General features: G+C 39.4%; 13 protein-coding genes. All 13 read right to left on the bottom strand.

Annotated features, from left to right (window positions below; all coding sequences use genetic code 11):
• Positions 1-111 precede the first annotated feature (111 nt).
• The 13 genes from MKX47_RS05095 to MKX47_RS05035 all read right to left on the bottom strand — a co-directional run bounded on the left by MKX47_RS05095 (position 112) and on the right by MKX47_RS05035 (position 13,793).
• On the bottom strand, positions 112-1,365 hold the full coding sequence (locus MKX47_RS05095; RefSeq protein WP_340771848.1) for a competence/damage-inducible protein A: 1,254 nt from the start codon (positions 1,363-1,365) through the stop codon (positions 112-114).
• 69 nt (positions 1,366-1,434) lie between these two features.
• Positions 1,435-2,013: a CDP-diacylglycerol--glycerol-3-phosphate 3-phosphatidyltransferase gene (pgsA, locus tag MKX47_RS05090; protein WP_340771846.1), complete on the bottom strand. Its 579-nt coding sequence runs from the start codon at positions 2,011-2,013 to the stop codon at positions 1,435-1,437.
• Between the two features lie 47 nt (positions 2,014-2,060).
• Positions 2,061-2,954, bottom strand: a complete 894-nt coding sequence (locus tag MKX47_RS05085; protein WP_340771843.1) for a helix-turn-helix domain-containing protein — start codon at positions 2,952-2,954, stop codon at positions 2,061-2,063.
• 61 nt (positions 2,955-3,015) lie between these two features.
• A complete protein-coding gene (locus MKX47_RS05080; RefSeq protein ID WP_340771841.1) occupies positions 3,016-3,813 on the bottom strand; it encodes a DUF3388 domain-containing protein in 798 nt (265 codons plus the stop codon).
• 259 nt (positions 3,814-4,072) lie between these two features.
• Positions 4,073-4,330: a DUF3243 domain-containing protein gene (locus tag MKX47_RS05075; protein WP_340771839.1), complete on the bottom strand. Its 258-nt coding sequence runs from the start codon at positions 4,328-4,330 to the stop codon at positions 4,073-4,075.
• Positions 4,331-4,376: 46 nt separating this feature from the next.
• On the bottom strand, positions 4,377-5,105 hold the full coding sequence (gene ymfI, locus MKX47_RS05070) for an elongation factor P 5-aminopentanone reductase (protein WP_340771836.1): 729 nt from the start codon (positions 5,103-5,105) through the stop codon (positions 4,377-4,379).
• Positions 5,105-6,406, bottom strand: a complete 1,302-nt coding sequence (gene yfmH / locus MKX47_RS05065; RefSeq protein ID WP_340771834.1) for an EF-P 5-aminopentanol modification-associated protein YfmH — start codon at positions 6,404-6,406, stop codon at positions 5,105-5,107. The genes ymfI and yfmH overlap by 1 nt, the downstream gene beginning before the upstream one ends.
• 4 nt (positions 6,407-6,410) lie before the next feature.
• Entirely contained in the window at positions 6,411-7,673 is a 1,263-nt protein-coding gene (gene yfmF, locus MKX47_RS05060; RefSeq protein ID WP_340771832.1) for an EF-P 5-aminopentanol modification-associated protein YfmF, read from the bottom strand.
• 371 nt (positions 7,674-8,044) lie between these two features.
• Entirely contained in the window at positions 8,045-9,004 is a 960-nt protein-coding gene (locus tag MKX47_RS05055; protein WP_340771831.1) for an ABC transporter permease, read from the bottom strand.
• A 1-nt stretch (position 9,005) separates the two neighbouring features.
• Complete coding sequence (locus MKX47_RS05050; protein WP_340771828.1) at positions 9,006-10,055, bottom strand: ABC transporter permease; 1,050 nt, start codon at positions 10,053-10,055, stop codon at positions 9,006-9,008.
• Positions 10,055-11,587 (bottom strand): ABC transporter ATP-binding protein, encoded by a 1,533-nt coding sequence (locus MKX47_RS05045; RefSeq protein ID WP_340771826.1) that lies wholly within the window; start codon positions 11,585-11,587, stop codon positions 10,055-10,057. Before MKX47_RS05045 ends, MKX47_RS05050 begins: the two co-directional genes overlap by 1 nt.
• Positions 11,588-11,915: 328 nt before the next feature.
• Positions 11,916-13,001: a BMP family lipoprotein gene (locus MKX47_RS05040; protein WP_340771824.1), complete on the bottom strand. Its 1,086-nt coding sequence runs from the start codon at positions 12,999-13,001 to the stop codon at positions 11,916-11,918.
• Between the two features lie 63 nt (positions 13,002-13,064).
• Positions 13,065-13,793, bottom strand: coding sequence for a GntR family transcriptional regulator (locus MKX47_RS05035; RefSeq protein ID WP_340771822.1), 729 nt, complete (start codon positions 13,791-13,793; stop codon positions 13,065-13,067).
• Between the last annotated feature and the right edge of the window lie 31 nt (positions 13,794-13,824).

Genomic DNA, 13,824 nt, shown 5'->3' with positions numbered 1-13,824 from the left:
ACTTGTTAATGAGATAACATTCAAGAAAAAAGCGAACGTATTTTCGGTTTTATTTGAAACTCTCTATTTCACCTTATTTTATACGATGAAAATTACTATTTGCTAGTGTTTTTATTTAGTATAACCAAGCTTATTCAATTCACGCATCAAATAGCTACATGTAAATTTCACCGCACGTAAGCGATTTGTATTTCGCGCACCCGATAATTGTAGACGATGCGTAGCAGGGGGCTGATCACCAATTGCAAGACCAATCCAAACCGTACCAGCTGGCTGGCCGTAATGACTACCAGGACCTGCTACTCCTGTTAAGCCAATACCAATATCGGTGCCAAATTTTTGTCGTACCTTTAATGCCATCTCGGCTGCACATTCACTGCTTACAACACTGTAACGTTCGATTAACTGCGGAGATATGCCTAATTGCTTAATTTTTGCTTGCTCTGAGTATGTGATGACGCCACCTTCTAATACAGAAGAAACGCCCGAAACTTCTGCAAGCTCGGATTGAAATAGCCCAGCCGTTAAGCTTTCTGCGGCGGCAATTGTTAATTTATTTTGAAGCAGCATTTCGACAAGTTTTGATGCAAGAGAATCGTCATTATCACCATAATGATAGTCCCCTACGATATCCAAAATTTCGCGTTTTTTTTCTTCGATTAACAGATACGCTTGATGTTCGTTGTCCGCTTTCGCTGTAATACGTAGCGTCACCTCGCCATCAGCGGCAAGTGGGGCAACGGTTGGATTTGTTTGGGTATCTAATATCGACTGCACATGCACCTCTAGCTCTGCTTCTCCAATGCCATAAAATCGAAGCACATGGGAAGCAATGACCCCACCATCATGAAGTAGTGCCGCAAGCTTTGGCTTTGCTTCAAATTGAAACATCGGCTCTAGCTCCCTTGGTGGACCTGGCAAAAGCATATAATGTTGCTTTCCTTGTTTTAACAGCATGCCCGGTGCCATCCCATGATGATTCGTTAATACGTCACAGCCCTGTATAACGAGTGCCTGCTTACGGTTATTATCCGTCATCACACGCTTTTGCTTGTTAAAGAACTGTTCAATTGCATGAAGCGCCACTTCGTCCATAACAAGCTCACGTTGTAAGTGCTGGGCAATGGTTTCTTTCGTTAGATCGTCTTTTGTTGGACCTAAGCCGCCCGAAAAGATAATTAAATCCGCGCGCTGCTCTGCAATTTGAATTGCTTCCACTAAACGCGCTCGATTATCTCCAACAACTGTATGATAAAAAACATTAACACCAAGCTCCGAAAGCTGGCTTGATATAAATTTGGCATTGGTATTGGCGATTTGTCCTAATAATAATTCCGAGCCTACCGCAATAATTTCTGCATTCATTGGATTTCCCCCTTAAATTTAAGAAAACCCGCACTATTTCTAGTACGAGTTGTTTTAAGTTAGCTTGCTTTATTTTGAATCTAATAACACGCGACGATTTAGATAGAAGTAATCCCATCCAGACCATAATGTGAAGAATAATGCGACATACAGCATAATATCATCAAACGGAATACCGATTAATGTAAAAATCGTATTGTGTAAAATTAACGCTGAGATTGCAACAATTTGCGCCCATGTTTTAATTTTACCTAATTGGTTGGCTGCCACAACTTCCCCTTGCCCTGCTAAAATTAAGCGTAGGCCCGTTACTGCAAACTCACGAGAAATAATAATAATCACAAGCCACGCTGGCGCTAAACCAATTTCTACTAGTAAAATAAACGCAGCGGATACTAATAATTTATCGGCCAGTGGGTCTAAGAACTTTCCTAGATTTGTGACTAAATTGTATTTACGCGCATAATAGCCGTCTACCCAGTCTGTAGCTGACGCAATAATAAAGATCAGTGCCCCTACAAAATAGTTCACTTGCATTTCTGCGCCAAATAGCGTCATATTTCCCCAACCAAAGTCAAACATCATTACAATGACAAATACCGGGATCAGTAAAATTCGTGACACTGTAATCTTATTTGGAATGTTCATTTATTAACACCTTTCATCTGAAAGAAAAGAGCCATCCTAATAGATGACTACTGTCCTTGTTGTTCTTTCACTAACTTTAAAATAATGTTTTGTGTCGTACGATCTTGTACATACGGCACTTCTTCGTCATTTACATATACTTTAGCCACTTTTGAGTTTCCTAAACGGATTCGCGCATAATTATTCGCAGTTGAATCATGTTCAATCACATCACCTGCATTATAGGATTTCGCTTCCACCTGCTCTTGACGCTGCTCGTTACGAATACCTACCCATGTTAAGCCTGATACTTCAATTCGAACCTTTAATGTGTCTGTACCCGTTACCTCATAGATTGTATTTTCACCTTCTGCAACACCTGGGCTGATGACTTGCACAACTTCTGGCTCTGTTTGCACAGGCTCTTGTGGCTGCGCATCTTCTTCTGTGTCATCCTCTTCTGTTACTTCTGGTTTGGTTTGTGGAGAATTCGGGTTTTTTACATACTCGATTGGCTTATTGTCATCTTCTCCTCCGATATCCGGAACATTGTTTGCCTTTTGCATATACAGCGTTGTGATGACCACTAAAATAACAATCGCAAATAAGGCAACAATCAGTTTTGGCATAGCCTCCATCATCTTATTATTCGTGGAAGCCTTCATCTTATGTCTACTTGGACTTTGTGTAAAGGATTGTGCTACTTCTTCCTTTTGTACTGCTGGAATATCACTGCGGTACTCAGTAAGAATTTGCTCTGCATCTAATCCTACTGCCTCTGCATATTGCTTAATAAATGCACGAACGTAAAAAGAACCCGGCATAATCGAATAGTTACCTTCTTCAATTCCGATTAAATAGCGCTTTTGAATTTTCGTAATTTCCTGCAAATCATCTAAGCTATATCCCTTCGCTAATCTCGCCTCTTTTAAGCGAGCTCCTAGTTCCGTCAAAAAAAACACCTACTTTTAATATATTCAACAAATTATTTTAACAACCAGCGCCGTTAAAATTAGCGATGAACTAAACATTAAATCCCCCGAAGCCACCAAAATCACTCGTATTGGAAAATAAATCATTTTTTTGAATACTTTCGTACGTAATTTCTTCGTCTGGATGATTGCGCAACTCAATAATATAATCGAAATCCTCTAATTTATAAGATGAATGCTGGACAAAAAGATCCGGATGTTCAATTACTTTAATGGTTGGCATTCCCATAATTTCACGTACTAATTGTTGGTGACGTTCATCATTCGAGCGACGCGTAACCGCACCATCTAAGATAAAAATATTATTACCATTAAATTCGTCTCCCATTAGTGAGCTACGAACGGTTTGTTTGATCATTGTGGAAGAAATAAACAGCCAGCGTTTATTGGCACAGACACTTGCTGCTACGATGGATTCCGTCTTTCCTACACGAGGCATCCCACGAATCCCTATTAACTTATGACCTTCTTTCTTAAATAATTCAGCCATAAAATCAACTAGTATGCCGAGCTCATCTCGAACAAAGCGGAATGTATTTTTTTCATCGGCATCACGTGGAATATAATGGCCATGGCGAATTGCTAAACGATCGCGTAGCTTTGGTTGACGAAATCGAGTGACATTGATGTTTTCCATTGTCGAAACGATGGATATGAAACGCTGGATCGACTCTTCATTGTCCGTCGATAATAGCATCCCACGATGTTCTTCATCTACACCATTAATAGATACGATATTGACGCGTAGCATTCCTAATAACGATGCAATATCTCCTAACAAGCCTGGTCGATTCACTTGAATTTCATACTCGAAATACCATTCGCCCATTTTAATCTGTCCCCTCATAATAGAAACGTAATTATTTCTTATAAGTTCCATCATAGCGGATTTTCTACCTATTGAAAAGTTAGAAAACCTTGTTTTTGTTCGTTTTCTTGAAATTTCTAATGAAAAATGAGCTATTTCTAAAAATTATAATGGCAAAATGATTTTTCACAAAAATGAATACGAAAATGCGTTCGTTTATTTACTAAAAAAGATGCCGCTCACTGTTAATATGTGAGTGACATCTCTTTTGATTATTCAATTAATGTGTCGTTTTTTGTTGAACAAGTTTCATGACGCAGCTCGCTAACGCTTGCTTTTCGTCTTTTTCAGCGACAGACCATAAATCGGATAAGACACGCTCTTGTTCATTTTGCGGATCGACATTTTTCGCTAAATATTCCCCAATTTGAACAGCTGTCTTCTCAATAATTTTGTTCGGCATGCCACTTTCCTTTGCATCTGTTACCTGCTGCCCTAAAAAGCTCGTCCATTGCTCCCAATTTTGCAATATGCTCATACACTTCCCCTCCTCTCGTTCACTTAGTATGGACGAGAAGTAAGTATTATATGTACCAACCACCATTAACTCGAATAATTTGCCCTGTTACATAATCAGCCTTGCCGCTCACATAAAATGCTACCATATTGGCAATATCACTCGTTTCACCAAACGTTTGGAGCGGTATTTGACTTACCAATTCTTCACGCTCGGCGGTATCGAGCTTGGCATTCATCACCGTATCAATAAAGCCAGGTGCAATGGCATTAACGCGAATGCCATTATAAGCAACCTCTTGTGCATAGGCTTTGACAAAACTATGTTGCGCCCCTTTGACTGCCGAATAGACCACTTCACCCGCCGCGCCAGCATCGCCCCAAATGGACCCTACAACAAGCACATAGCTTACTTCATGTACCCGCAATTTGCTTGCTAAGAGAGCCGTTGTGCGCATAGGGTTTTGTACATGCACACACCATAGTTTGTTCATATCCGCACTTGATGTATCTTCAAGAAGTCCATAATAGGCATGACCGTTCGCGAAAATAATAGCCTTCACTGAAAAAATTTGCGCTGCTAACTGCTCGGCCCCTGTGTCAGTGCTAAAATCAGCTTGCACGGGCATAAACTCCTGCTGAGGATAACTTTCTGCTAATTGCACATAAAGTTGATGTACCTTTTCTTTATTGGCATTGTAATGCAAATAGAGTGACCAGCCATCCTGAGCAAGTTGGCGGCAAATTTCCTCACCTATTGCTCCGGACGCGCCACAAACTAATGCAAATTTTTTCATTATGCTTTGCGCTCACTTATCGGTAAAATTTGGAATACCGTTTGTTGCTCTTCACCTTGTATAGATTGGAATGCTTGTGCAATATCTTCAACTGTAATCGTTTCTAATACAGGTACCACGTCGAATAGGTTCATCTCATTAAATTTATAACGTGTAAATTGATTAGCGATAAATTCTATTGAGTTTAATGCACGTAGGAAGAAGCCAATTTTTTTACGTTTAATACGTTCTACGTCTTCCGCTGTAAATACACTTGCATTTTCGGCTTGCGCTAATTTTGCTTTAATTCCTTCCACAAGCTGTTCAGGTTGCTCAGAATCTGAACCAATTAATGCAAAACCATAACCGTTTTCGAGTGAGAAATCATAGCCGTAAGATTCATCGATTAAGCCGTTATCATACATATGGGTATAAAACTGTGAAGCACGACCAAATAAGCATTCTAATGCAATTTGTACTGAGAGCTCATGTTTAAGCATCGCCTCGCCACTTAAATTCACTTCTTTTGCCTTTAATCCTACATAAACTTTTGGTTTTTGGACATCCATATGAAGTACACGTTCTTTTATCGCTACATTTGATGGTTCTTCATCAAATAGGCGCGTTAATGGTGTCGCTTCTGGGAATGTTTTTTCGTTTTGATTGTTTTGGATAAATGTCATCATTTCTGCTGGATCTACTGCGCCAATGACAAATAGCAGCATATTAGATGGGTGGTAAAACGTATTGTAGCACGTATATAAATGCTCCGCTGTAATGCCATCAATCGTGTCAATCGTTCCAGCGATGTCGATTTTTACCGGATGATTGTGGTACATATTTTCAATTGCACCAAAGTATAAGCGCCAATCAGGAGAATCGTCGTACATTGTAATTTCCTGACCGATAATCCCCTTTTCCTTGTTAACCGTTTCTTCTGTGAAATACGGTTCCTGCACGAAATTTAATAAGGTTTCCGTGCTTTTATAAATATGATCCGTCGAAGAGAACAAATAGGCTGTACGTGTAAAAGATGTAAAGGCATTGGCCTGTGCACCAACCTCACTAAACTTTTGGAACACGTCACCATCTTCTTTTTCGAACATTTTATGCTCTAAAAAATGCGCAATCCCGTCTGGAACGGTAATCGCTTCCGTTTCACCAATTGGCACAAATGTACGGTCAATTGAGCCATACTTTGTTGTAAACGTCACAAATGTTTTAGAAAAGCCTTTTTTCGGCAAAATGTACACATCTAAGCCATTCGGTAATTTTTTATAATAAAGTGTTTCATCTAGTTGTTTAAATTCAATCGTTTGCACGTGCTTAGTCCTCCTTACCGCATAAGAAATACGTTGCTTGTAATTCAATTTGCTGTGCCATTTGTTGTACATCTTGCTTTGTGACATTCGACCAGCGCGTCACCCATGTGTCTAATGCAAATGGCTCGGGTAGTGCTTTGTATTGATCGAAAATTTCAATTTGTCCGCGTGAAGAATCCAAGGCTTCCTTTAATTGATTGATGAGCATTGCTTTTGTTTGCGCTAGCTCTAAATCGGTAATTTCTCCATTTTGAATCGATGTTAATTGTTCTGCAATGACTAAGCGTGCTTTTTCTTCATTTGTCGGTTCAATACCTGATATAACAAATACCAAACCATAATGTGAAGAATACGAGCTTGAGGCATAATACGCTAAACTTTCTTTTTCACGCACATTCATAAATATTTTCGAATGGGCATAGCCACCGAAAATTCCGTTGAAAATTTGCATCTTCGCAAAATCTTCATCGCCAAAGTACACAGGTGTGGAATAACCGATATGCAGCTTTCCTTGCTTCATTTCTTGCGTTTCTTTTGTATATTGTTGTACTTGATCGTTAAATGCAGGTACTTTTGGTAAATCAATGTTTCCACGATCTGTAAATGGTAGGGCTTCTTTAATCTTGGCTGTCATTTCTTCTACATCGATATCCCCTACTACATAAATGTCGATAATGTCGTTTTTAAGCATGTCTTCATATGTTTTTGTTAATGAGGCAGGTGTAATGGCTTTGACATCACCAATCGTACCGTTCGCTGAAATAGAAGCCGGTGAATGAGGTCGTAAAATTTCCGTTAAACGCTTTTGCGCATAGCGTGATTTGTCATCAAATACTGATTGAATACGCTGCACAACCATATTTTTTTCGCGCTCTACAATAGCTTCTTTAAATTGACCCTGTTCAAAATTTGGTTTAAAAATAGCTTCATGCATTAATTCAATGACCTCTTGCAATACATTTCCGTGCGATAGATATTGATCATTTACGGTTTCCACATTGAATAAAAGCGTATGCTCCGCGCCACGCTTTGTTGTGTCAAAGTATAATACTGTGCCAAATAGCTCATCTAAATAGCTTCGATAACTTGCTGATGTCGGAAACTTTTCATTACTATGCTGTAAAACATTTGAAAGCACCGTACGCTCCGATGCGGCTTTTTCAGAAAGTGGGGCTCTCCATTTAATTGAAAAATTGACCGTTTTAAATTGAGCCGTTTGTCGTATATGAAGCGAAACACCTTTCGCAATTTCTGTCGTTAAAAACAAAAAAACTCCTCCTGACTACCTAATGAAATCATTCTTCTTCTACTATACATGTGTTCAATCGTTTTTTGCAAAATTATTATCCAAAAGTGGTCGAAATCGGCAAGAAAACCATGAAATCCATCTGTTTTTTGTTTTAGTATGGCGCTTTGCGTAATAAATATTCTCCATCTTGAGAAGCGACCTGCTAGTTTGGCTCAACACTAAAGGAAATTAGGTTTTTTAAAAATTCATACTAAAAAAAAGGTGGGATATGTATTGATTTTAATTCAAAATATTTTTAAAATTACACGCATTCTTAGTCCTTTTCTCATAACTATAGAAAACTAAAAGCCTCCGCACATCGAATGTGTACAGAGGCTTGAAATTCATTTTTAGCGCTTCCCTTTAATATATGGTAGACCGGATGCTTTTGGTGCTACCGCCTTACCAATGAAGCCTGCTAATGCAAAAATCGTTAATACATATGGTAACACTTGTAGAATGACCGGTGGGATGTCCTGAATATATGGAATATTCCCGCCTGCGATACTTAGTGTTTGTGCTAAACCGAAGAATAGCGCGGCACCTAATGTACCAAGTGGATGCCATTTACCGAAAATCATCGCCGCGATTGCAATGAACCCTTGACCGGCAATTGTTGAAGCAGAGAAGTCATTAGATACAGTCATTGCTAATGACGCACCCCCAACTGCTGCTAATGCACCCGAAATCATAACCGCGATATAACGCATTTTCGCTACGTTTACACCCATTGTATCTGCTGCCATTGGATGTTCCCCAACTGCGCGAATACGTAAACCAAATGGCGTTTTGAATAAAATGTACCAAGCACCAATTGCTACGATGAACGCAATAATCGTTGTTGCATACACATCATGAAATAATAGTTTACCGAAGAACGGAATATCTGATAAATACGGCACTTCAAAACGACGAATTGGCGCTTGAATCATGTCCGTTTGACCTTTATCATAAATTAATTTTACTAGGAATACTGTAATGGCTGCTGCTAACAGGTTGACTGCTACCCCTGTAACCGTTTGGTCTGCGCGGAATGTAACCGCTGCAACTGCGATGATTAATGAGAAAATCGCACCTGCAACAAGCGCTGCTAATAAGGCTACCCAAATGACCCCACGACCGAATTGATCATAATACTCTAAGTTTACATAAATCCCTGTAAACGCACCAACAATCATTAAACCTTCAACACCAAGACCGATGATCCCAGCACGCTCAGAAAATAATGCGCCAGTACCTGTTAAAATAAGTGGTGTTGCATAAAGTAGAGCAGAAGGGACGATAAAGTATAACACTTCTAAAAAGCTCATGTTACTTGCCCTCCTTTTTCTTTCCAAATTTCTCTAAACCAACGCGTAAAATATAGCCAGAAGCTACGAATATAATAATTACCGCAATAATAATAGAGACGATTTCTTCTGGAATGCCAGCTGCGTTTGGCATATTTAAAGCGCCGTATTTTAAAGAACCAAATAACGATGCCCCAAAGAATACACCAATCGGGTTATTAGCACCAAGTAAGGCTACTGCAATCCCATCAAAACCGATACCTGATTGAACGGCTTTAATAGAGGCGTTTTGGTAAGTACCAAGCGCTTCCATGGCACCAGCAAGACCGGCGAAAACACCCGAAATCGTCATCGCTAAAATGATGTTTCTCTTAACATTCATCCCTGCATATTCAGCAGCATTTTTATTGAAACCTACTGCCTTTAGCTCATAACCGCGTGTCGTTTTTTCAAGTATGAACCACATAATAAATACCATTAAAATCGCCACAATAATCCCTAAGTGCAAGCTTGAGTTGTCTGTTAACTCACGTAGCCATTGATTACGTAATGTTGCTGACTCTAAAACTGTTGGTGTTTTGAAGCCACCGTCGGATAATGACTTAATGACTGCATTTGTTAAATAGAGTGCTGTATAGTTTAACATGATGGAAGCAATTACTTCATGGACATGAAGCTTGGCCTTTAAATAACCAACAATAAATGCCCAGAAAGCACCCGCTGCTGCCGCTGCAAGTAAAGCTAACGGTAAGTGAATGATACGTGGTAAGCCCTCAATTGCATAACCAACGTATGCTGCGGCAACCCACCCCATTAATAATTGTCCTTCAACCCCGATATTAAATAAGCCTGTACGGAATGCAAACGCTACTGCAAGACCGGATAAAATATAGGGTGTAATTTGACGAATCGTATTCCCGATTGAATACGCATCCCCAAAAATCCCGTTCCATAGCGCAATGTATCCGTCTACAGCATTATAGCCACTGACAATCATAACGATGCCACCAACTAGTAAACCTAAAATAACGGAAATAACAGGAACGAGTATATTGATTGCGCGATTAGACATTATTCGTTCCCCTCCTTCTTCTTACGCTCTTCGCCGGCCATTAATAAACCTAGCTCTTGTTCAGTTGTTTCTTTTGGATCAACTGTATCAATAATTGAGCCATCATAAATAACAGCAATACGGTCTGAAACGTTCATAACCTCATCCAATTCGAATGAAATTAATAAAACTGCTTTTCCTTTATCGCGTTGCTCGATTAAGCGTGAATGAATGAACTCAATCGCCCCTACATCAAGTCCGCGTGTTGGAAGTGCTGCAATTAATAGGTCTGGGTCACGGTCCACTTCACGACCAATAATCGCTTTTTGTTGGTTACCACCGGATAATGCGCGTGCAGGAGTCATTTCACCTTGACCTGTTCGAACATCAAACTCTTCCATCACTTGACGCGCTTTTTCATTGACCTTTTTATAATCCATTATAAAGCCTTTTGAAATCGGCTCCTTATAATACGTTTGGAGTGCAATATTATGGCCAATCGGGAAATCAAGTACTAGCCCATGCTTATGACGGTCTTGTGGGATATGTCCTAAGCCCGTTTCCGTAATTTCACGTGGCTTTAAGCCTGTAATATCTTTTCCGCTTAATACGACTTTACCGCTCTTAATTTTGCGAAGACCGGTAATCGCTTCGATTAACTCGGATTGACCATTGCCATCGATCCCTGCAATCCCTACGATTTCACCACGACGTACCGATAAATTTAAACCTTTTACCTTTTCAATATTACGGTAATCCGTCACGACTAGGTTTTCAATCGATAAAATTTCTTCTGTTGGGTGCGCCTCTGTTTTTTCAGTTTTAAACTCCACTTGGCGTCCGACCATTAATTCCGCAAGCTGTTCTGGGCTTGTTTCAGCCGTCACGACTGTACCAATCCCTTCCCCTTTACGAATAATGGTTACACGGTCAGAAACTTCCATAATTTCTTTTAATTTGTGTGTAATAATGATAATCGATTTTCCTTCTTTAATTAGAAGTCTTAAAATCGACATTAATTCTGTAATTTCTTGTGGTGTTAATGATGCTGTAGGCTCATCGAAAATTAAAATTTCTGCACCGCGGTATAACGTTTTTAAAATTTCTACACGCTGCTGCATCCCAACCGAAATATCTTCAATTTTTGCGTATGGATCGACGTCTAAATTGTACTTTTTCGATAAATCTGCAATTTTCTTTGCGGCATCCTTAATGTTGATTGAACCAAATTTTGTTGGTTCACTACCTAAAATGATGTTTTCTGTCACCGTGAAGTTTTCCACTAACATAAAATGTTGGTGAACCATCCCGATTCCTAAATCATTTGCTTTATTTGGGTCTGTAATTTTTTCTACTTTCCCGCGCACCTTTATTTCTCCACCCTCTGGTTGATAGAGACCGAAAAGTACGTTCATTAAAGTCGACTTACCTGCACCGTTTTCACCAAGTAGTGCATGAATTTCGCCTTTTTTTAATTGGAGGGTGATATTGTTATTTGCTACGAAGTTCCCGAATTCTTTACGGATTCCAAGCATCTCAATCACATGTTCCACTCAATTCACTCCTTTAGGCTATTTAAAATTATAAATTAGTATTAGTTTAAAATTAACACATGAAAGGTCTTTGTAGTGGGGAAAAATAGAATCTCCTAAGAAAGTCCACATCTGAAAAACCTTTTATCTATTAATTTAGTATTATTCGAGTAAAATTGAACATTCCCTTTAAAATAGAACGCTTACATTTTCGTCTATCAATCTTATAAACAGCATGCCCTATCCAAATAGCACTTTTTTCAGAATTTTAAGAATCACCCATTAAATCACAAAATCATCATAGGCGACGCTTGCCACCTATGATGATTCCCTTCAATAATCAAAAGAATTATTTTTTAGGTTTTTCTTCTGAAACTGTAATTTCGCCTGAAGCAATTTTTTCTTTGTATTCTTCTACTTTATCTAATACTTCTTGTGGAATCGCACCACGAGAATCTGCTAAACCAACACCATCTTCAGCTAAGCCGTAAACGATTGTTTCGCCACCTGGGAAGTTACCTTCTTTTGCTTTTGTCGCTACGTCAACTACTGCGTTGTTTACGCCTTTTAACATAGAAGTTAATGTGATGTTTGTTGCATCATCCACTTGACCTTCCGCATATTGGTCAGCATCTACACCAATTACCCATACGTTTGCATTAGGATCTTTTGCTTTACGCTCTTTTGCTTCTGAGAATACACCGTTACCCGTACCACCAGCAGCGTGGAAAATAATATCTACGCCTGAAGAGTACATAGAGTTCGCAGCGATTTTACCTTTAGAAGCGTCATCGAATGCGCCTGTGTAGTTTACTTGGATTTCAATATCAGGATTTACTGCTTTTGCACCTTCAACGAAACCAGCATGGAAGCGGTTAATAACTGGGATATCCACGCCACCTACGAAACCAATTTTACCTGTTTGAGACATTTCAGCAGCAACAACACCCGCTAAGAATGCACCCTCTTGCTCTTTGAAAAGGATGTTTACTAAGTTTGGAGCTGTTACATCTGCTGAGTCAATTAATGCTAATTGTGCATCTGGATTTTCGCCAGCAACTTCACCCATTGCATCTGCCATCATGAAACCAACACCGAATACTAAGTCGAAGTCACGACGGATTAAGTTGTTTAAGTTTGTGTTGTAGTCAGCGTCTGATTGAGATTGTAAGTAATCGAAGCCGCCATCACCTTTAGATAAGCCGTTGTCAGTACCGAATTTTTGAACGCCTTCCCAAGCTGATTGGTTGAATGATTTGTCGTCAACGCCACCAACATCTGTTACCATGGCAATTGAGAAAGTATCGCCTTCGTTACCAGCACCAGTGCTTGTTTCTGTTTCTTTATCTTTGCCTTCGTCGCTACCACAAGCAGCTAAGATTGCACCAGTTGCAACTACTGAAGAAATTAATAAACCAAATTTACGCTTTTTCATAAATGAGTCCCCCTCAAAGGTAATTAATTGATGATATTAGCAGGAATATCTAAAAAAATTGTTCTACACCCGTTTACGTACTACATGGAAGCTGAATTTATCAGCTCTGAAATAATTTTTCGAGTAAAGCACTACACGATCATTTTCATCGTAGTGTAGCTGTTTCAAAACAAGTAGAGCCGTTTCTGGACCACATTTCAAAATTGGAGAAACTTCGTCATGGAAGCCCACTGGATCAATATAAGTGACTGCATACGCAACACGAATATTGCCTGTTTGCTCTAAAGCCGAAAAAATTGAAACATTTTGATTGTTTAAAAATTCTTTGGGCAAAAGATTCGCTGGTACTCTGTCTACACAGTAAACGACCGGCTCATTATCTGCCGTTCTTACACGTTCAATCGTGATAACATTGTCATCAATGTCAGTTTGGAAGCGTTCCACATCATCTTCTGTTGCCTTTTCTTCCTTGGAGCTAATGAAAATCGCACCAGGTTGCATGCCCGCATTTTCAATCATAGAAGATATACTTGATAAATGCTCAATACCAGAAGTAAATAATGGTTTTGGATTTACAAATGTGCCGACACCATGGCGTCTTACGATGATGTTTTCTTCTTCCAATAGTCGAAGTGCTTCACGAAGCGTTGCACGACTTACACCAAGCGTTTTTGAAAGCTCGAACTCTGACGGTAATTTTTCGTTCTCACGATAAACCCCTTTATCAATATCCGATTTCAAACGATCAATCACTTGTAAGTATAAATGACGATGATCAGCTTTAATGGACACTTAATATCACCACCATAACATAGAGATCAGA

The sequence above is a fragment of the Solibacillus sp. FSL R7-0668 genome (assembly GCF_038006205.1).
GTDB lineage: Bacteria > Bacillota > Bacilli > Bacillales_A > Planococcaceae > Solibacillus.
This window is presented reverse-complemented; position numbering and strand designations above follow the sequence as displayed.